Source organism: Pandoraea horticolens, assembly GCF_902459555.1.
In the GTDB taxonomy this organism is placed as follows: domain Bacteria; phylum Pseudomonadota; class Gammaproteobacteria; order Burkholderiales; family Burkholderiaceae; genus Pandoraea; species Pandoraea horticolens.
In genome coordinates, this window is the sequence record NZ_CABPSM010000019.1 from 52,671 (window position 1) to 73,194 (window position 20,524).

Genomic DNA, 20,524 nt, shown 5'->3' on the forward strand with positions numbered 1-20,524 from the left:
CATGACTTCCTCCCAAGGCGCCACGCTGGCGCTTACCGAGCAACTGATCGCCCGTCACTCGGTGACGCCCGAAGACCGTGACTGCCAAGCCATTCTGGCGCGCCGCCTCGAAGCGATCGGCTTCGCGTGCGAGACCATCGCGTCAAACGGCGTGACCAACCTGTGGGCGGTCAAGCGCGGCACGCGTGGCACCGAGGGCAAACTGCTCGTCTTCGCCGGTCACACGGACGTGGTGCCGACCGGCCCGCTCGAACAATGGCATTCCGATCCGTTTGCACCGACGCATCGCAACGGCCTGCTCTACGGTCGCGGCGCCGCCGACATGAAGACGTCGCTCGCGGCATTTGTGGTCGCTTCGGAGGAATTCGTCGCCCAACATCCGGATCACACCGGCGCCATTGGCTTACTGCTGACCAGCGACGAAGAAGGCCCGGCCACTGACGGCACCGTGAAGGTTGTCGAAGCGCTCACGGCGCGCGGCGAGCGCCTGGACTACTGCGTGGTCGGTGAGCCGACTTCGAGCCAGCAGTTGGGCGACATGGTCAAAAACGGCCGCCGCGGGTCGATGTCGGGCAAGCTCGTGATCAAGGGTGTCCAAGGTCATATCGCCTATCCGCATCTCGCCAAGAACCCGACGCATCTGTTCGCGCCGGCACTCGCCGAACTGACGCAGACGGTCTGGGACAACGGCAACGACTATTTCCCGCCCACCACGTGGCAGATTTCGAACATTCACGCAGGCACCGGGGCGACTAACGTCATCCCTGGCGAGCTGACCGTGATGTTCAACTTCCGCTTCTCGACGGCCAGCACGTCCGATGGACTCCAGCAGCGCGTGCACGAACTGCTCGACCGCCATGGCCTGACCTACACGCTCGACTGGTCGATCAGCGGCCAGCCTTTCCTCACGCCGCGCGGCGACCTGTCGGAAGCCCTCTCTAGCGCGATCCACGAGGAAACGGGGCTTCAGACTGAACTCTCGACCACGGGCGGCACGTCGGACGGACGCTTCATCGCCCGCATTTGCCCGCAGGTCATCGAATTCGGTCCGTGCAATGCCAGCATTCACAAGATCGACGAACACATTGCCGTGGCCGATATCGAACCGCTCAAGAACATCTACCGCGGCGTGTTGAAGCGTCTGGTGGCCTAAGGCGCGCGAGGTAATCATCATGACGACTCAGGCACCCCACCCGTTCCGGACGCTGCGCGATCTGCTGCGCTACGCCGTCTCGCGCTTTACCGAGGCCGAACTCGCCTTCGGGCATGGCGCGGCCACGGCTTACGACGAGGCCGCGTATCTCCTGCTGCATACACTGCACCTGCCCATCGATACGCTCGACCCGTTTCTCGACGCGCGTTTGCTGCCCGAGGAAATTGAGCGCGTGCTGTCAGTCATCAACCGTCGGGCGGGCGAGCGCGTGCCGGCGTCGTACATCACGAATGAAGCGTGGATGCATGGCCGCCGGTTCTATGTAGACGAGCGCGTCATCGTGCCGCGTTCGTTCGTGGGCGAGTTGCTCGAAAACGCCTTGCAGCCATGGGTCGATCACGCCGAAGACGTCGCGGACGTGCTCGAGTTGTGCACCGGCTCCGGCTGCCTTGCGATCCTCGCCGCCGAAACTTTCCCGGCGGCACAGATCGATGCGGTCGACATTTCCCCGGACGCATTGGCCGTCGCCAAGATCAATGTGGCCGACTACGGCCTCGAAGACCGCGTCGCGCTACATCTGGGCGATCTCTACGCGCCGCTGCCACAAGGCAAGCGCTACGAAGTCATTCTCACCAATCCGCCGTACGTCAACGAAGGCTCGATGCAGGCGCTGCCGGCCGAATACCATCACGAGCCGCGCCTTGCATTGGCCGGCGGCGATGACGGCATGGATGTGGTTCGCCGCATCATTGCCGGTGCCCGTGAGCATCTGACCGATGACGGCGTTTTGGTCGTGGAGGTCGGCAACGAACGTCACTTCGTCGAGGCGGCGTTCCCGGATCTGCCGATGACGTGGCTGGCGACGAGCGCTGGCGACGATATGGTCTTCCTGGTGCAGGCAGCCGATCTGCCGTAATGCAGTAATGCCCTCGGGGCTCGCGTTTTACCGCGAGCCCTCGTCTAAGTCCACGCACCCCGGTTACACTCGGGTTCCCGGGTCCGCGCGACTCACGGCATGGAGGAAGGTGGTCCGTCATGGCGTTTAATTTGCTCGACGTCGGCTTTGCCGTCGCCTGCCTTCACGTGATGGGTGTCGTCGCGGCCATCCATGCCGTTCTAACGGTACGGACGTCGCAAGGGGCGGTGGCATGGGCGGTATCGCTCGTGACGATACCCTACCTCACCCTCATCCCTTATCTGTTCCTTGGCCGATCGAAGTTCATCGGCTATGTCGAGGCGCGTCGTGCGCGCAATGAGGCGCTGCAGTCACGCATGGGCGAGACGCAGTGGAGCGGTGAGCCGCCGGTCGCGATGGAAGCGCACCCAGAATTTGCCGCGCTTACCGCCATGACGGGTATGTCGTTCGTGGCGGGCAATCGGGTGCGTCTGCTGGTGAACGGCCGGGCCACGTTCGACGCCATCTCTGCCGCTATCGACCGCGCGCGCGACTACGTCATCGTTCAGTTCTTCATCGTCAAGGACGACGCGCTCGGACGCGCCTTGTCCGCGCGCCTGCTCGCGCGCGCCGCGACGGGCGTGAAGGTGTACTTCCTCTACGATCGTATCGGCAGCCACGATCTGCCGAGCAGCTATTGCGAGAAGCTGCGCCAGGGCGGTGTGACGGTGCACGAGTTCGCCGCCGCCAAACGCGGCATTTTCGTCAACCGCTTTCAGCTCAACTTTCGCAATCACCGCAAGATCGTGGTGATCGACGGCAACGAAGCGTTTATCGGCGGACACAACGTCGGAGTCGAATATCTCGGTGAGAAGCCGCCGTTGGCCCCATGGCGCGATACGCATATCTCCGTGCGCGGACCTGCAGTGGTGGGAATTCAGCGCGCGTTTGCCGAAGACTGGCACTGGAGCACGGGTACGGTACCGGAACTCAACCGCCTGCCGGCAGCCTCCGGCGAAGACATGCACTGTCAGGTCGTGCCAAGCGGCCCGGCCGACCGATTGGAGACGTCATCCCTCTTCTTTGTCACCGCCATCAATGCCGCACGGAAGCGGGTCTGGCTCACCACGCCCTATTTCGTGCCCGACGAAGCCGTGTTCTCGGCGTTGCGTCTGGCGGTGCTGCGCGGCGTAGACGTGCGCATTCTGATCCCGGACCGGGCCGATCACTATGTCGTGTTCGAGGCGACCACCTCGTACGCGTTCGAGGCCGCACGCAGCGGCATCCACGTCTACCGCTATCAACATGGCTTCCTTCACCAGAAAGTCGTGCTGATCGACGACAGCGCAGCCGCCGTCGGCAGTGCCAATCTCGACAACCGGTCGTTCCGTCTCAACTTCGAAATCATGCTGCTCACCGTTGACCGCGCCTTCGCCGACGACGTCGCGTACATGCTGACGCGCGACTTCGAGCAAGCCGTCCTGCTGAATAAGGACGAGTTTCGGAAGATTCCGAATTGGCGTCAGATTGTGATGCGTCTGGCGCGGCTTTTCGCCCCAATTCTGTAGGCGCGGCGGGGTGCGCATCGCTTTCATGCGCTCAGACCGGTAAAATGCCGGTTTTGCCGTCCCCCCGCGCAATGGTTTCGATGCACGGCTCGTTCGCTCCTTGTTGGATCGGCGACACCGGCTCGCCACGCGGCCCCGGGACGAACTGACCCGCTTTCCCCTCGGCCTTTTTCGTGATCCGATTCGAACACCTCACCCTCGCACGCGGCACCAAGCCGCTCTTCGAGGACACCTCCGTAACGCTCAATCCAGGCGAGCGCGTTGGTCTCGTCGGCGCCAACGGTGCGGGCAAATCCACCCTCTTCGCGTTGCTGCGCGGTCAGTTGCACGCCGATGGCGGCGATGTCTTCGTGCCCAGCAGCTGGCGCGTCGCCCACGTAATGCAGGAGACGCCTGCCGTCGAGCGCACTGCCCTCGACTATGTGCTTGATGGCGACACGCGGCTGCGCGAGATCGAAGCGACCATCGCGACCGCCGAAGCTGCGCATGACGGTCACGCACAAGCCGAGGCGCACGCCGCCTTCGCCGACGCCGACGGCTACACTGCCCCGGCCCGTGGCGAAGCCCTGCTGCTCGGACTCGGCTTCACGCTCGCGCAAACGCAACTGCCCGTCGCCAGTTTCTCGGGAGGATGGCGCATGCGTCTGAATCTGGCACAGGCGCTCATGTGCCCGTCCGATCTATTGCTGCTCGACGAACCGACCAATCACCTGGATCTCGACGCCATCGTCTGGCTCGAAGACTGGCTCAAGCGTTACCCCGGTACGCTGATCGTGATCTCGCACGATCGCGAGTTTCTCGACGAGGTCTGCAACGTCACGCTGCATATCGAGAATCAACAGATCAAGCGCTACGGCGGCAACTACAGTCAGTTCGAGATCCTGCGCGGCCAGCAACTGGTGCTGCAACAAAGCGCATTCGACAAGCAGCAGAAGACGATTGCGCACCTTGAATCGTTCATCACGCGCTTCAAGGCCAAGGCAACGAAGGCACGTCAGGCACAGAGCCGGATGAAGGCGCTCGAGAAGATGGAGCGCATCGCGCCCGCGCATATCGCGTCGCCGTTTACGTTCGAGTTCCGCCCGGCCGACAGTGCACCGAACCCGATGCTCGTCCTCGACGCGGTGCGTTGCGGTTATCCACTCGAAGACGGCAGCGAGAAGGTCATCCTCCCGCACGTCACGATGTCGGTGCAGAACGAGCAACGTATCGGCCTGCTGGGCGCGAACGGTCAGGGCAAATCGACGCTCATCAAAACGCTCGCCGGCACGCTTGCGCCGTTGGCGGGTGAGGTGAAGACCGGCAAGGGTTTGCAGATCGGCTATTTCGCCCAGCACCAGGTCGAAACCCTGCGCCACGACGATTCTCCGTTGCAGCATTTGCAACGCCTCGCCCCCGACACGCGCGAACAGGAATTGCGCGACTTTCTTGGCGGATTCAACTTCCGCGGCGATATGGCGACGTCGTCGATTGCGCCGTTCTCCGGTGGCGAGAAAGCACGGCTGGCGCTGGCGCTCATCATCTGGCGTAAGCCGAACCTGCTGTTGCTCGATGAACCGACCAACCACCTGGATCTCGAGACACGCCACGCCCTCACGATGGCGCTCGCCCAGTTCGACGGCACGCTGATTCTCGTCTCGCACGATCGGCACTTGCTGCGCGCGACCACGGATCAGTTTCTGCTGGTGGCCGGCGGCGAAGTGCAGCCGTTTGACGGCGATCTCGATGACTACCGCGATTGGTTGCTGCAACACGCGGCCGACCAACGTGCGGCAGCACGAGACGCCAGCAGCGGCAATGGCGAAGGTAGCGACGGTGGCGACGGCGTCAACCGCAAGGATCAGAAGCGCGCCGAGGCGCAGGAACGTCAGCGGCTGTCACAACTGCGCAAGCCGCTGCAAAGGAAGATCGAGAAGCTGGAGCAGTCCATCGCGAAGCTCTCGGACGAAAAAGCCCGGCTCGACGCTATCCTCGCGGACAGCAGCACCTATGAAGACGCCAAGAAGGCCTTGCTGACCGATAGCCTCAAGCAGCAGGCCGACGTCACGGCAAAGCTCTCGGACGTTGAAGCCGAATGGCTCGAAGCACAGGAAGCCCTCGAGCAGATCGCCTGATCCGGCAGCGGCCACACGACACAGTCCATGCCGCCACGCGCCACGAAAAGAAAAGCCCGGTCGATCCGACCGGGCTTTTCTTATGCTGGCCGATTCCGGCCAGAGGCGCGCGCTTACAACCCCGCGACCACCGAAATCGCATGCTCCAGCCGGTCGACGGCGTGTACTTCGAGGCCGTCGATGGGCTGTTTCGGTGCGTTCGCTTTCGGGATGATCGCAATGGAAAAGCCGAGTTTGGCCGCTTCCTTGAGACGATCCTGACCACGCGGGCTAGGACGAATCTCCCCGGCCAGCCCGACTTCGCCGAACGCCACGATGCCGCGCGGGAGCGCCTTGTTGCGCAGCGACGAATGAATCGCCAGCAACACCGCCAGATCCGCCGCCGGTTCGGTGATCTTTACGCCGCCAACGGCGTTCAGAAACACGTCCTGATCGAAACACGCAATGCCCGCATGGCGATGCATCACCGCCAGCAACATCGCCAGACGGTTCTGCTCAAGCCCCACCGCCAGACGCCGCGGGTTGGGCACCTGCGCCGTATCGACCAGCGCCTGCACCTCAACGAGCAGTGGCCGCGTACCCTCTTGCGTCACGAGCACGCAGGAACCGGGCACGCTCTGTTCATGCTGCGAGAGGAACAACGCCGACGGATTCGCCACGCCGCGCAACCCCTTCTCGGTCATCGCAAACACACCCAACTCGTTGACGGCACCGAAGCGATTCTTGAACGCCCGCACCAGCCGATACGACGAGTGCGTATCTCCCTCGAAATACAGCACCGTGTCGACAATGTGCTCGAGCACGCGCGGCCCCGCGAGGCTGCCTTCCTTCGTCACATGGCCGACCATGATGACGGTCACGCCGCTCTGCTTCGCAGTTCGTGTGAGCTGCGCCGCGCATTCGCGCACCTGCGCCACCGAACCGGGGGCGGAGCTGAGCGCTTCGGAATAGACTGTCTGAATCGAATCGATCACCACGACGTCGGGCTTTTCGGACTCGATCGCGCCCAGAATCTTTTCGAGCTGAATTTCCGCGAGCAGGTCCAGTTCGCCACCGCCCTCCCCCGCCGCACCAAGGCCGAGCCGTTGCGCCCGCAAGGCAATCTGAGCGCCCGACTCTTCGCCGCTGACATACAGCGCACGCCGCTCGCGCGCCAGATGGGCAAGCGATTGGAGCAGCAAGGTCGACTTGCCGATGCCGGGATCGCCGCCGATCAGCACCACGCCGCCGGCCACGAGGCCTCCGCCCAGCACGCGGTCGAACTCGCTCACGCCGCTGGAGAAGCGCGGCACGTCGGCCGCTTCGATGTGCGCCAGCTTGAGTACCGGCGTGCTCTTGGCGAGCGATTGGTAGCGATGACCAGCCGTCGTTTCCGCCACCGACTCGACGAGCGTATTCCAGCCGTTGCAGTTGGGGCATTGCCCCGCCCACTTGGGTGTCTGCCCGCCGCATTCGGTACAGATGTAGACAGTCTTGGCTTTGGCCATGCGTGAAAATCCTGTGGCGACGCTCAGTTCGCGTGAACGGGCACGCGACGCGCCACGGCGCACATCAGCTCATAGCCGAGCGTGCCTGCCGAGGCAGCGACCTCGTCGATGCTCAGCCCACGTCCCCAGAGCGTCACAGACGAGCCGATGCGCGCCTGCGGCACCGGCGTGAGATCGACGGACAGCATATCCATCGACACGCGGCCCAGCATGCGGGTACGCACACCGTCGACGAGGATCGGCGTGCCAGTGGGCGCGACACGCGGATAGCCGTCGGCATAGCCGCAAGCGACCGTGCCCACGCGCATCGGTGTCTCGGCGGTAAAGATACTGCCATAGCCCACCGTGCCGCCGGCCGGAACCTCCTGAATACCGATCAACTCGGTTTCGAGCGTCATCGTCGGTTGCAGATCGAACTTTGCTGCCGGGACCTCAAGCCCCTTCGGCGAGGAGCCATAGAGCATGATGCCCGGACGAACCCACGCGCCATGCGTCTCCGGGTAGCACAGCGTGGCGGCGGAATTGGCAAGGCTGCGCTCGCCCGGCACGTCGCAAGCACCGCGCTCGAACGCTTCCATCTGATACTGAATGCCACGCGGGCCGTCGGCATCGGAGAAGTGCGTCATCAGCACGATCTGACTCACGCCGGGAATCGCACGAGCACGCTCCCATGCCGCGCGGTAGCGCTCGGGAGAGAAGCCAAGGCGGTTCATGCCGGAATTCATCTTGAGCTGCACGTTGAGCGGCTTTTTCAGGCGCGCCATCTCCAGCATGCGCAACTGTTCGTCGCTATGCACGGTAGCCGTCAAACCGTACTCGTCGACGATCGCCAGATCCTCGGGTTTGAAAAAACCCTCGAGCAGCAGAATGGGGCCGGCCCAGCCGAGTTCGCGCAGACGCACGGCTTCGTCGAGATCGAGCAAGCCGAAGCCGTCGGTGTCGCGCAATCCGGGAAACGCGTTATCGATACCGTGCCCGTAGGCATTGGCCTTGACCACCGCCCACACCTTGGCGTTCGGAGCATGGCGACGGGCGACATCGAGATTATGGGCAAGGGCTGCGGTATGAATCGAGACTTTGATTGGACGAGGCATGGGCAGATACAGAATCAGAGGAGAAGCTCGCCAGGACAGGCTGGCAGCATAACGCATCGGCATATTTTCGTGTTATAAAGCCGTGCGCACAACTTGTTTTGCCGAAATCTTTTTCCCGATGACAATATCGGTCTCAGACCGAGGGCGAACGGGCGCCCGACACGGGGGCTGCAAGACCGAATATACGGTCGATTAGCGACATTTGAGCGATTGATGTGCGCAGATACCCCTGTGTTTAAGCCCGGTTTCTTCCCGTGTGGGAGCCCCTTGCGGGCACCGCGGATTCCGACAACCGAGACACGCAAGTTTTACGCCGCACGGGATCGACTCAAGTACCGATGAAGAAAGGCTTTTATACCATCATGGCCGCGCAGTTTTTTTCGTCGCTGGCCGACAATGCATTGCTCATCGCCGCAATCGCACTCCTGAAAGATTTGCATTCCCCGCAGTGGATGACTCCGCTGCTCAAACTTTTCTTCGTTCTCTCGTACGTCATTCTTGCCGCTTACGTGGGCGCCTTCGCCGACTCGATGCCCAAGGGCAAGGTCATGTTCATCAGCAACTCGATCAAGGTCGCAGGCTGTCTGATGATGCTGTTCGGCTCGCACCCACTCATAGCGTATGGCGTAGTGGGCTTCGGCGCGGCGGCATACTCGCCCGCGAAGTACGGCATTCTCACGGAGCTACTCCCCGCCGAGAGATTGGTCGCCGCGAATGGATGGATCGAAGGCCTTACCGTCAGCTCGATCATTCTCGGCACGGTGCTCGGCGGCACACTGATCAGTCCGCACATATCGGAGTGGATACTCCAGCGTACCCCTGAGGTGATCAGTTCGCCGGCGATGGCCGCGATGGTCGTCATCATGGCCATTTATGTGGTTGCCGCGCTGTTCAATCTGCGCATTCCGGACACGGGCGCACGTTATGCGCGTCAGGAACGCAATCCGATCAAACTCGTCTCCGATTTCGCCGACTGCTTCGTCACGCTCTGGCGCGACAAGCTGGGCCAGATCTCGCTCGCCGTCACCACGCTGTTCTGGGGCGCAGGCGCGACCTTGCAATTCATCGTGCTGCGCTGGGCCGAAAAAGCGCTCGGCATGACGCTGTCCGAAGGCGCCATTCTGCAAGCCGTATCGGCCGTGGGCGTTGCCGTCGGCGCCATCGTGGCGGCTTCGCGCATTCCGCTCAAGCGCTCGCTCTCGGTGTTGCCCGTCGGCATCGCCATGGGCCTCGCGGTGATGGCGATGGCGTTCTTCTCGAAGGATCTGCTGCCATACGGCACCGAGTGGAAAGTGCCGCTGTACCTGATCATCGCGTACATCTTCCTCATCATCGTCGGTGCGCTTGCAGGTTTCTTCGTGGTACCGATGAACGCCCTGCTCCAGCATCGCGGCCACGTGCTGCTCTCGGCCGGCCACTCCATCGCCGTGCAGAACTTCAATGAGAACCTGTCCGTGCTTATCATGCTGTGCCTCTATGCACTGCTGATCTGGTTCAATGTGCCGGTCGGGGTCGTCATCATTCTGTTTGGCGTGTTTGTGTCGGGCACGATGTGGCTTGTCATGAAGCGTCATCAGGCCAATCAGCGCGAATTCGATTCGGTCTCGCTCATTGGTGAAGTCAAGCATTGATATGAATTTGCGTCAGTCGCCCGTTCCCATTGCCCTCACCATCGCCGGCTCCGACTCCAGCGGTGGTGCAGGCATCCAAGCCGACCTCAAGGCGTTTTCCGCGCTCGGCGCATACGGCGCGAGCGTGATTACCGCCCTCACCGCGCAGAATACGCAAGGTGTAACCGGCATCCACACACCACCGGCGAGCTTTGTCACCGCACAAATGGACGCCGTGTTTCAGGACCTCGAAGTCGATGCGGTCAAGCTCGGCATGCTAGCCAACGCCGAGGTCGTGCGCGCGGTGGCCGCCGGATTGCGGCGATACAAGCCGCGCTTCGTCGTGCTCGATACCGTGATGATTTCGAAGAGCGGCCACGCGTTGCTGCAGTCGGATGCCGTTGCCGCGCTGCGCGACGAGTTGCTGCCGCTGGCGGACCTGATTACCCCCAACCTGCCGGAAGCCGCTGCGCTACTCGGCGTCGCGCCTGCTACCGACGAAGCCGAGATGGAGCAACATGCGCAAGCGCTGCGCGCGCTCGGCGCCCGCAATGTGCTGGTCAAGGGGGGGCATCTCGCCGGCGATCTGAGCCCGGATTGGCTCGTGAGTGCTGCCGGTGTCGAACGATTCAGCGCACCGCGCATCGCCGCTCACAACACGCACGGCACGGGTTGCACGCTCTCTGCCGCACTGGCCGCGTTGCGCCCCCGTCGCGATAACTGGTCGGACACCGTGCGCGACGCCAAGGCGTATCTCAATGGCGCACTCGCCGCCAGCGACGCGCTGCACATCGGTCACGGTATCGGGCCCGTCCACCACTTCCACGCCGTCTGGCCTAAGGATTGAGGCGCCCGCTCGCGCCGAATCAGATCGACGGCGCGCCGTCGTCCACACTGCGCGCAAGCGCACGACGCGCCGCCGCACCGGCCCGCTCGCTCAATTCCTCGATACGATGGCGAGCGCGTGGCGCCCAGTAGTCCGGCACGATAAATCCTCGTTCGCACTCGAACCACCCTTCCTTGCCCGCTCGCTGCGACAACGAGACGATCAACAATGGCTCGGCGACACCGCGTTCGCGCCAGTGCGTCTCGATGCGCACATGCATCGCGGCAAGCGATAAAGCGGCCGAGTCGTCCACACGGGCAGGCGCGAGCCAACGCGCCCGCGGCAACATGGCCCAGCGCCGCTCGCCCGACGCCACGGCGTCGTGAGGCGTTGACTGCGCATGCGCCCACCATTCGTCGAGCGTCGCCCACCAGCCTCGACCGTGCGATTCTGACGCCACCTGCGGCACCTGCCCGCGTCGCGTGAGCGGATGGAATAACCACCCCTTGAGATACACCTGCGCCAGCCATGGCCCGGCGGCAGGCAACGCGCTGCGCGCAGCTTCAATTGTCGTCAGGCGGAGTTGATGACCGAGCAAACGCGCCACTTTATCGGCCAGACTATCGGCCAGATTCGGCCCCAGCCAATGAAACTGGACGGCGCGTTCGTCGAGCACCGGTGCAGGAAGCGCCGGCGGCACGAACAAGTACAGCTTTACCGCCAGTTCCCAATGAAGCAATTGATGATCGGCGCGACGCGTCAGCAGGAAGTCGCACTCGCCGAGCGTCATGTTGCCCCGCCGCGAATCGCGCACTTGCAGCCCCGCGGCAAGCAGATCGAACCGGGGACTGTGCATTAGCGCGAAATGCAGCAGTTGCTCCGCATAACGCCCCAGCCGGCTGGTTTCGCCGCGCGCAAGAAATTCGCGCAACGGCTCGGGATTCGCATCGCAAGCCAGCAGCCAATCGTGCAGAAGTCGGGAGTGGAAGACCGGTTCCGAGACACTCGGCAGTGTCCCCGGCAACATGCCGGATACGGAGATGGCAGGGTCGTTGGGCGCCACATCGGCCGCCGCCTGCACGCTATCGAAATGAGCGAGCGCCGCCGGAAAACGGGTAGCACTGAGAAGGTCGGCAGACAGCAATAGCCACGCGAGGTCGCGCACCGGCGCCTCGCGTAGCGTTTCGATCAGTTCGCCGTAGGCTTGTTGGCCGGAGTCGATTCGCACACTGCCTCGTAGGTAGCCCGCGCCAGGCACCAATCCGTCCAGGCTTTGGCCTTGTCGGGCAGACTGCGTAATAGATAGGCCGGATGGTACGTCACGATCACCGGCACCCCTTCATACTCATGCACACGCCCGCGCAGGCTGGCAATGCTCGCTTGCGTGCGCAGGATACTTTGCGCCGCGAAGCGCCCCATCACCACGATCACTCTCGGCTTGAGCAGCGCGACCTGACGCTTCAGATACGGCTCACAGCTCGCGACTTCGTCCGCTTCCGGGTCACGATTGTTCGGTGGACGGCACTTGAGCACGTTCGCGATATAGACGTTCTCACCGCGCCGCAACGCCGAGGCTCGCAACATGTTGTCGAGCAGTTTGCCGGCCTGACCGACGAACGGCTCGCCCTGCAAGTCTTCCTGCTGGCCCGGCGCTTCGCCCACGAGCAGCCAGTCGGCCTCGCGGTCGCCTACGCCGAAGACCGTCTGCGTACGTTTCTCGCACAAGCCACACAAGCGACAATTGGCGACACGCTCGGTCAGCGCCTCCCAGTCCAGCGTCTCGACGCCCGGCAACGCAGGGCGTGACGGCGCATCGACCTCGCCCGCATCGCGCACGATCGACCACAATGCGGCGTCGGCGGCTGCATCGCCGTCACCGTTACCATCGCTATCCAGCCACATCGGGATATCGTCGGGCGGCATATCTGCCATGCGACGGTTGCCACCAGCACTCTGTGGCGATGTCAGCGACACCTCCGCCCCCCTCGATCCCCGCGCGACTTCCGGGCGGACAGGCGCTATAGGCGTGACAGGTGCGGCCAGCGCCTCATCCACGCTCGCAGCACGCGCAGCGGCACGCACACTGCCCTGCGCGACAGACGGCGACACATCCCACGGCGGCATATCCTCGGCCGGCATATCGCCCTGAAGGGCCACCGGTTCCGTGAGCGTTGTCACATCGCCGTCTTCGGCAGTCACCACCGCCGCCCCGGCCACGGCATCGTGCGACATCCACACCGGCCACAGCCCGAACTCTTCCAGAATCGCTTTAGGCCACGGCACGATCGGTCTCCCACGACAGGCGCATCACAATGGCGTCTTCACGACGCCCACTCGCCGGATAATATCCCTTGCGCCGGCCGATCTGCTCGAAACCGAAACGCTCATAGATACGCAACGCCCGCATGTTCGATGGGCGCACTTCCAGCAACACCCCGCCCATACCCTGCGCGCGCGACACGCGCACCACCTCTTCGAGCAACTGCACGCCCAGACCATTGCCCTGCATTTCCGGCACGACGCACACGTTGAGCAAATGCGACTCGTCGACAACCGGCATCAACAGAAAATAGCCCAGCAACGAGCCATCGACCGCACGCAGGCAGACCCCCTGATGCCCGGCATCCAGCGAATCGGAGAAATTCTGCCGCGTCCACGGAAACGGGTATGCGCGCACCTCGACGGTGACAACCTCATCGAGATCAGCCAACGTCATCGGTGAAAAATGGTTCGGACCGGTCTGGCGCATCAGGGCGTCTCCTTGCCGGCGCCCTGCGCCGCCGCCTGCTTGATGGCCTCGCGCTCCGCCGTCGTCTGCGCCACCTTGTTGCGGAGGTAGAACGGCATGGCCTGATCGGCAGGAATCGCCTCGCCTCGAGCGAAGGCGCGTGCCGCCAACATGGCGACGTAACGCGCACGCGGCATGGCGTCGACCAACACGGCCTGCGCCTGCACGCTCGCCTGCAAACGCTCGCCAAACGCCAGCACGGCGTTACCGGCGACGACGAAAGCGGCGTCGGGAGCACGCACCTGTTCGGCGGCATCGAGCGACGGCGACTGCACTTCGCGCCAGTCTCCTGCCGCGGCGTCCCAGGCATAGTCGGCCCAGTAAGCCTCGTTCATGCGCGCATCGAGCGCGACGAGAACCCGTTGCGTGTCGGCGCGCAAAGCGAGCGCCGCTTCGGCACAAGCCAGTAACGTGCCCACCGGCACCACGGGCAGTTGGGCCCCAAAAGCCAACCCCTGTGCAACGCCACACGCGGTGCGCAGTCCGGTAAACGAGCCAGGGCCGGCGCCAAAGGCAATCGCATCACATTCGGCAAGCGTCGCACCGGCCTCGCGCAAGACGTCGCGCACAGCCGGAAGAATATGGGTACTGGAGACGGGGCCGGTATCGAGATGGCGCTCGAATACAAGGGCCGGCGCCCCACTGGCGGGATCGTGACGATACAAGGCGACCGAACAGAACTCGGTCGAAGTATCCAGAGCGAGAAGCGTAATCGAAGACATGGCGCTATTGTAATCGGGCGCGCGACAAGCAACCTAGCGGGATCGACGGCAACCCGCGCCAAAGCTGACGCCCGCCACGGCGGCACGCCCCTGAAACGCATGCCCAAGGGACTCCCCGCGACCCCGTGAAAATCCGAACGTGCACTTTTCTCAAAAAACAGGTATAATCCGCGCTTCGCTTCGCGGGGTTCTATGAAATACCTCGTCAGGCGACGAAAAACTGCGTTTTGCCCCAATCCTGTGATAAGCCGCTGTAGTTCTTGCCGGTACTGGCGTTCCTGATGGAACGACCCGCCGCCGTCCCTGGCTTACGATACGGATTTCGATCCGCTTTCTGCCCCATCCGCGATTTGCTTCCTGCTTGCGACGAATTGGGTTTGCCGATTGGCGCCAACGCCCCGACATCACCTTTCAATCCGCAAGAGGATTCATGGAACAGCATTCCAAAATGTCTGCGCTCGCGCAGACGTATTTCCCTACGCCCGAAGAAAACACCGACGCTATCGTTGTTGACGCCACACCGGCAGTCAGCACCGACGGTCAGCCCTCGTTCGCCGAACTCGGCCTGAACCCGGCAATTCTGACGGCCCTTATCACCGCCGGCTACACCAGCCCGACGCCGGTCCAGCAGCGCGCAATCCCCGCTGCGCTCGCCGGCCGCGATCTGCTCGTGTCGAGCCCGACGGGTTCGGGCAAGACGGCCGCCTTCATGCTGCCCGCCATCCACCGCTTCGCCGAAATGCAAGCGAGCGGCGAGTTGGGCAGCCGCGCCCCGGCCGCCCATCCGCGCAATCAGCCGGCCGCCCCGGGCGAAAAGCCCCGCAAGGGCCAGCGCGTGCGCCGTGTGGCAGCTCAACCGCTGCTGCTCGTGCTCACGCCGACGCGTGAACTGGCGCAACAGGTCTCGACGGCTGCCGATACGTACGGCAAGCAACTGCGCCGTCTGCGTACGGTCAGCATTCTGGGTGGCATGCCCTACCCGCGTCAGCTCGAAATGCTGGCCAAGCAGCCCGAAATCATCGTGGCAACGCCGGGCCGTCTGCTCGATCACATCTCGAGCGGCAAGATCGATCTGTCGCAACTGATGATGCTGGTGCTCGACGAAGCCGACCGCATGCTGGACATGGGTTTCATCGACGACATCCAGACCATCGTCGACGCTACGCCCGAATCGCGTCAGACGTTGCTGTTCTCGGCAACGATCGACGGCCGCATGGGGGAAATCACACGTCGTCTGCTGCGCAATCCGGAAACCATCGAGATCACGCGCGGCAGCGAACAACGCACCAACGCCAACATCGAGCAAACGCTCCATTATGTGGACGACCGCGCCCATAAGGATCGCCTGCTCACGCACTTGCTCGGCAACGACGCGCTCGATCAGGCCATCGTGTTCACGTCGACCAAGCGCGACGCCGACTTGATCGCCGACCAGCTAGAGCAAGCCGGTTTCGACAGCGCAGCCCTGCACGGCGACATGCCTCAAGGCGTGCGTAACCGTACGCTGCGTGCATTGCGCGAGCGCCGTGTGCGCGTGCTGGTGGCAACTGACGTGGCAGCACGTGGTATCGACGTGCCGGGCATCACGCACGTGTTCAACTACGATCTGCCGAAGTTTGCAGAAGATTACGTCCACCGCATTGGCCGTACGGGCCGTGCCGGCCGTCGTGGCGTCGCCGTGAGCCTCGCCGCACACGGTGAAATCGGTGCCGTGCGCCGCATCGAACGCTACACGCGTGAACCGCTGCCGGTGAACGTGGTGGCCGGTTTCGAACCGCGTCGCTCGCCGCCGAAGGGTGGCAGTGGCACTGGCAGCAAGCGTCCGGGTCAAGGCCGTGGCGGTCCGCGTCATGGTCAAGGCAGCGGCAACAGCCGCTGGAGCAACAGCAGCAGCAGCGCCCCGCGTTACGGTAACAACAGCGGCAATGGCGGTAATGGCGGTTATCAGGGCGGCCAGCGCTTCGGCGGCGCCAAGCCGGCCGGCGCCCCGTTCGAGCGTCGTGAAAGCAGTGGCTACCAGCAAAGCGAAGGCGGCAACGCTGGCAATGGCTTCTCGAACGGCAGCGCGACCGACCGTTTCGAGCGTCGCTCGCCGCGTCCGGCCGACGGCAACCGTCAGGATCGTGGCAGCCGCAGCTTCGACGCACCGCGTCAGGACCGTGGCTTCGGCAATCGCAACGGCGGCAACGGCGGCAGCGGCTTCAGCAAGCGTCGCAGCGGCTGAATAGCCTGACACCGGCAGGATGAGTCATCGACGAGTCCTGCACGAATGTCTGAAAACCCCGAATGTCGACGTCAATCGTCGACATTCGGGGTTTTCTCTTTTGTGCGTCTGAATCATGACGTCGACGCGAACCGGTCCGTTGCCTCGATCAGCCAATGCAGGGTGGTGGGCTCACTAAACGCATGCCCAGCGTCCGGCGCCCAATAAAAATCCGCCTCCGGCCACGCCTTGTGCAGCGCCCATGCGGTATGTGCAGGTGTCGCCATGTCGTAACGGCCCTGAACGATCGCCCCCGGAACGTCGCGCAAACGGTGCGCACCGTCGATCAATTGATTCGGCGTGAGAAAACCGTCGTGCACGAAGTAGTGATTCTCGATGCGGGCAAACGCAATCGCGTAATGCGGGTCGCCAAAGGCCTCTGCGAGTTGGTCGTCCGGTAGCAGTGTGATCGTGCTGCCCTCCCACATGCTCCATGCACGGGCTGCCTCGATTCTGACCGCCTCGTCGGGATGAATCAGCCGCTTCCGATAGGCGCGCATCAGATCGCCGCGCTCTTCGAGCGGAATCGGCGCCAGAAACGCCTCCCAACGATCCGGGAATAGCCACGAGGCGCCGGTCTGGTAGTACCACTGCAATTCTTCGCGACGCACCGTGAAAATGCCCCGCACGATCAGTTCGCTCACACGATTCACATGCGCCTGCGCGTAGGCCAACGCCAGCGTGCTGCCCCACGAGCCACCAAACACCTGCCATCGTTCGTATCCAAACTTGACTCGCAACCGCTCGATGTCCTCCACCAGATCCCATGTGGTGTTGTGCTCAAGGCTTGCATGCGGGATCGAACGTCCGCAACCGCGTTGATCGAACAATGTAATGCAGTACCTAGCCGGATCGAACAATCGCCGGTGCTCCGGCGAACAACCGCCCCCAGGGCCGCCATGCAGAAACACCACCGGCTTGCCGAGCGGATTGCCGCACCGCTCCCAATAAATGCGATGTTCGTTACCGACATCGAGCATCCCGCTCTCGTAGGGCTCGATAGGCGGATACAAATCGCGCAGCATGTTCGGGCGAGTCTCTATGACCTTGCCTGGCGCGCGTCTAGGGGCAAGTGTCTGCGTCTGCGGATCGTTGCGCATGTTGTGGGCAGCATCATCGGGAAAGTCGGCTGACATCGGCATCCTCACGTGAACGTTGGCCGGCGCGTCGTCCAAGTTACGTGCGACGCGGACGGTGAAAACATGGATGAGCAGGACGAGGACAAATACGTCGAAGTTCAGTGTAGCGCGGTGCCCCGAACAAGACAAAGCAGCCGCACAAATGCAATGGGACGATGTCTCGCCATCATCCCATTCGTTTTGCATCGCTCGCGCCGTCGGCCACCCGGTGCGTTATCGCGAATCTTTCAGCGCGTATACTGGCAAGACGACGCCCCGCAGAGCCCGCCTCAGGGTGTGTCCATCTGACGCAAGAGGCGCAAGTAACGTTTATTGCGTGCACTCCATTCCACGTCGACATGAGGATGAAGCGATGGGGTTTGCCACATGATTGGGGTACCGAAATTTCGGCATTTGCACGCAAATAGTGCCTGCCGCGTGCCAAGACACCCCGATTGGGCTTGAACTGAACAGATGAGTGGCGTCACGCAGACAAGCACTACCGGGTTTGCCCCCGTTGTTGCGCCGCGCCAAAGCCATAGAATCGAAGTGAAGGGTTTGCTGGCGATGCAGATGTCGGCACCTGCAAAAGTGGCGAGATCGTCGGAACAGCAGACTGGGTGCAAGACCGTGTAATACCTGCGCGAGCCTGTGAACGCGTGTTCAGCAACGCCAACTGCGGGAGGTCATATGTTATTTACCCACATCCTCATTCCGACCGACGGCTCGGAGCTATCTCAAAAGGCCGTGACTGGCGGACTCGAACTGGCGCGTGCGCTCGGCGCGAGAGTGACGGGCTATTGCTGCCTCGCCGAGTATCCTTACTCCCCCTTCAGCGAGTACGTACTGGAAGCGCCTGCCACGTTCAGCGAGCGCATTGCCGAAGAAGCCTGCGCCCACCTCGATAAGCTGGCCGAAGCTGCCGCAGCAGCGAGCGTACCGTTCGATCGCGACAGTTCCACCTTCCCTGCGCCCTATCTGGGCATCATCGACGCAGCAGAACGCCACGGGTGTGACGTTATCCTGATGGCCTCGCATGGGCGCCGCGGACTCACCAGCCTGTTGCTGGGCAGCGAGACGCAGCGCGTTCTCGTGCACTCGAAGATCCCCGTACTCGTCTACCGGTGATCCGTCTGCGCCAACCCGGCAACCCATGAAAAAAGGCCCGTGAGCGGGATAAGCTCACGGGCCTTTTCTCGTTCAGGCGTGCATTGCAGCCCTCACCGCGACGGGACCACAGTCAGGACTGCCCCCGGCCGGATAAGCCGGACGCGCGGTCATGACGCGGCGACGTTCCACCCACGACGACGTGCCCCCACGCGCATCGTCGCAGGCGGGCGTACCGCGCCCTCCCTTAGCCCTGTCAGGCTATCTTGACCTGCGCCTTCTTTTCGTCGAAGAACTGTTCGTCCTCCGTCGAACCCTTCAGGGCCGTGGTCGATGCGTCGCGCTCAATCGTCTGCGTGACGGCGTCGAAGTAGCCCGTACCCACCTCGCGCTGGTGCTTGACTGCCGTGAAGCCCTTGTCGGCAGCGGCGAATTCGGCTTCCTGCAACTCGACGAAGGCGCTCATCTGACGGCGGGCGTAGCCGTGCGCCAGGTTGAACATCGAGTAGTTCAGGCTGTGGAAGCCGGCCAGCGTGATGAACTGGAACTTGTAGCCCATGGCACCGAGTTCCTTCTGGAACTTGGCGATGGTGGCGTCGTCGAGGTTCTTCTTCCAGTTGAACGACGGCGAGCAGTTGTACGAAAGCAGCTTGCCCGGGAAGTGCTTGTGGATGCCCTCGGCAAATCGCTTGGCGAATTCGAGATCCGGCTTGCCGGTCTCGCACCACACCAGATCGGCGTACGGTGCATAGGCCAGACCGCGTGCGATTGCCTGATCCAGGCCATTGCGCGTACGGTAGAAGCCCTCAACGGTGCGCTCGCCGGTGCAGAATGGCTGGTCGGTCGGATCGACGTCGGCGGTAATCAGATCTGCCGCTTCCGCATCGGTACGCGCGATCAGGACGGTCGGCACGCCGAGCACGTCGGCAGCCAGACGCGCCGCCACGAGCTTGGCCACGGCTTCGCGCGTCGGCACGAGCACCTTGCCCCCCATGTGGCCGCACTTCTTGACCGAGGCGAGCTGGTCTTCGAAGTGCACGCCACCGGCACCCGCTTCGATCATTGCCTTCATCAGTTCGAAGGCGTTGAGCACGCCGCCGAAGCCGGCTTCCGCGTCGGCCACGATCGGCGCGAAGTAATCGATATAGCCTTCATCGCCCGGGTTCTTGCCTTCCGACCATTGAATCTGATCGGCACGCGTGAAGGTGTTGTTGATGCGACGCACGACCTGCGGCACCGAGTTGGCCGGATACAGCGACTGGTCGGGGTACATTTCGCCTGCGAGGTTCGCGTCGCCCGCGACTTGCCAGCCCGACAGATAGATGGCCTTGAGGCCGGCCTTGACCTGCTGCATGGCCTGGTTGCCCGTCAGTGCGCCAAGCGCGTTCACGAACGGCTCGTCGTTGATCATGCTCCACAGACGCTCCGAACCGCGACGGGCAAGCGTTTGTTCCGGCTGGATCGAACCGCGCAGACGCACCACGTCTTCGGCCGAATAGCCACGCTTGATGCCCTTCCAGCGCGGATTGTTCGCCCAGTCCTGCTCGAGTTGTTTCACTTGCTCTTGACGAGTCGCCATGATGATCTCTCCTAGTTTCTCAATACAAATAAAGAGGGGTGACGCTTTGCCGCTTGGTCATTGCCGAAACTGCGATTGACCACTCTCGGCGTTTCCAAATCGGCAGGTCTTGTATAAGAGTTTAGGGATTTCTCATGCGATGCAACAGAGTAAATTAGCATCTTAACAAATATTTTTTATTCATTAAAATCAATTAGATA

At 62.9% G+C, this 20,524-nt stretch carries 17 protein-coding genes; 8 read left to right on the forward strand and 9 right to left on the reverse strand.

The genetic code is table 11. The features are described from left to right. Nucleotide 1 precedes the first annotated feature (1 nt). From dapE to PHO31112_RS23265, 4 genes are all read left to right on the forward strand, one after another. Nucleotides 2-1,153 carry a succinyl-diaminopimelate desuccinylase gene (dapE, locus tag PHO31112_RS23250; protein WP_150623545.1) on the forward strand — a complete coding sequence of 384 codons (1,152 nt, stop codon included), beginning with the start codon at nt 2-4 and terminating at the stop codon, nt 1,151-1,153. Nucleotides 1,154-1,172: 19 nt separating this feature from the next. Continuing rightward, a complete protein-coding gene (gene prmB, locus PHO31112_RS23255; RefSeq protein ID WP_150623547.1) occupies nt 1,173-2,069 on the forward strand; it encodes a 50S ribosomal protein L3 N(5)-glutamine methyltransferase in 897 nt (298 codons plus the stop codon). A gap of 119 nt (nt 2,070-2,188) precedes the next feature. Further along, the gene (cls, locus tag PHO31112_RS23260; RefSeq protein ID WP_150623549.1) at nt 2,189-3,616 is read left to right on the forward strand and encodes a cardiolipin synthase; all 1,428 of its coding nucleotides are present in this window, start codon (nt 2,189-2,191) and stop codon (nt 3,614-3,616) included. Nucleotides 3,617-3,789: 173 nt separating this feature from the next. Next, nucleotides 3,790-5,730 (forward strand): ATP-binding cassette domain-containing protein, encoded by a 1,941-nt coding sequence (locus PHO31112_RS23265; protein WP_150623551.1) that lies wholly within the window; start codon nt 3,790-3,792, stop codon nt 5,728-5,730. A 113-nt stretch (nt 5,731-5,843) separates the two neighbouring features. Here PHO31112_RS23265 and radA read toward each other — a convergent pair whose 3' ends face one another. Together radA and alr are read right to left on the reverse strand one after the other, a co-directional pair. Then, on the reverse strand, nt 5,844-7,217 hold the full coding sequence (gene radA / locus PHO31112_RS23270) for a DNA repair protein RadA (RefSeq protein WP_150623553.1): 1,374 nt from the start codon (nt 7,215-7,217) through the stop codon (nt 5,844-5,846). Nucleotides 7,218-7,240: 23 nt separating this feature from the next. Continuing rightward, nucleotides 7,241-8,311 (reverse strand): alanine racemase, encoded by a 1,071-nt coding sequence (gene alr, locus PHO31112_RS23275; protein ID WP_150623554.1) that lies wholly within the window; start codon nt 8,309-8,311, stop codon nt 7,241-7,243. 338 nt (nt 8,312-8,649) lie between these two features. On the opposite strand from alr, the gene lplT reads away from it, so the two are divergent. Then, nucleotides 8,650-9,942: a lysophospholipid transporter LplT gene (gene lplT / locus PHO31112_RS23280; protein ID WP_150623556.1), complete on the forward strand. Its 1,293-nt coding sequence runs from the start codon at nt 8,650-8,652 to the stop codon at nt 9,940-9,942. Nucleotide 9,943: 1 nt separating this feature from the next. Next, on the forward strand, nt 9,944-10,768 hold the full coding sequence (gene thiD / locus PHO31112_RS23285) for a bifunctional hydroxymethylpyrimidine kinase/phosphomethylpyrimidine kinase (protein WP_150623558.1): 825 nt from the start codon (nt 9,944-9,946) through the stop codon (nt 10,766-10,768). A gap of 19 nt (nt 10,769-10,787) precedes the next feature. Here the strand turns inward: thiD and PHO31112_RS23290 are convergent, their stop codons facing one another. From PHO31112_RS23290 to PHO31112_RS23310, 5 genes are all read right to left on the reverse strand, one after another. Then, complete coding sequence (locus tag PHO31112_RS23290) at nt 10,788-11,975, reverse strand: DUF1853 family protein (RefSeq protein ID WP_174995847.1); 1,188 nt, start codon at nt 11,973-11,975, stop codon at nt 10,788-10,790. Next, nucleotides 11,936-12,979 (reverse strand): uracil-DNA glycosylase, encoded by a 1,044-nt coding sequence (locus tag PHO31112_RS23295; protein ID WP_425495230.1) that lies wholly within the window; start codon nt 12,977-12,979, stop codon nt 11,936-11,938. The genes PHO31112_RS23290 and PHO31112_RS23295 overlap by 40 nt, the downstream gene beginning before the upstream one ends. A 37-nt stretch (nt 12,980-13,016) precedes the next feature. Further along, nucleotides 13,017-13,496: a ribosomal protein S18-alanine N-acetyltransferase gene (gene rimI / locus PHO31112_RS23300; protein WP_150623563.1), complete on the reverse strand. Its 480-nt coding sequence runs from the start codon at nt 13,494-13,496 to the stop codon at nt 13,017-13,019. Then, nucleotides 13,496-14,257, reverse strand: a complete 762-nt coding sequence (gene tsaB, locus PHO31112_RS23305; RefSeq protein WP_150623565.1) for a tRNA (adenosine(37)-N6)-threonylcarbamoyltransferase complex dimerization subunit type 1 TsaB — start codon at nt 14,255-14,257, stop codon at nt 13,496-13,498. Before tsaB ends, rimI begins: the two co-directional genes overlap by 1 nt. Nucleotides 14,258-14,462: 205 nt before the next feature. Beyond that, nucleotides 14,463-14,699, reverse strand: a complete 237-nt coding sequence (locus PHO31112_RS23310; protein WP_144265658.1) for a hypothetical protein — start codon at nt 14,697-14,699, stop codon at nt 14,463-14,465. On the opposite strand from PHO31112_RS23310, the gene PHO31112_RS23315 reads away from it, so the two are divergent. After that, a complete protein-coding gene (locus PHO31112_RS23315; RefSeq protein ID WP_246178487.1) occupies nt 14,688-16,481 on the forward strand; it encodes a DEAD/DEAH box helicase in 1,794 nt (597 codons plus the stop codon). The genes PHO31112_RS23310 and PHO31112_RS23315 overlap by 12 nt on opposite strands. Before the next feature lie 113 nt (nt 16,482-16,594). On the opposite strand, the gene pip is transcribed toward PHO31112_RS23315, so the two are convergent. Beyond that, nucleotides 16,595-17,533, reverse strand: coding sequence for a prolyl aminopeptidase (gene pip, locus PHO31112_RS23320; protein WP_246178493.1), 939 nt, complete (start codon nt 17,531-17,533; stop codon nt 16,595-16,597). Between the two features lie 795 nt (nt 17,534-18,328). Here pip and PHO31112_RS23325 point away from each other — a divergent pair. Further along, a complete protein-coding gene (locus tag PHO31112_RS23325; protein ID WP_150623567.1) occupies nt 18,329-18,766 on the forward strand; it encodes a universal stress protein in 438 nt (145 codons plus the stop codon). Between the two features lie 235 nt (nt 18,767-19,001). On the opposite strand, the gene aceA is transcribed toward PHO31112_RS23325, so the two are convergent. Beyond that, nucleotides 19,002-20,324 (reverse strand): isocitrate lyase, encoded by a 1,323-nt coding sequence (aceA, locus tag PHO31112_RS23330; RefSeq protein ID WP_150623569.1) that lies wholly within the window; start codon nt 20,322-20,324, stop codon nt 19,002-19,004. Nucleotides 20,325-20,524 lie beyond the last annotated feature (200 nt).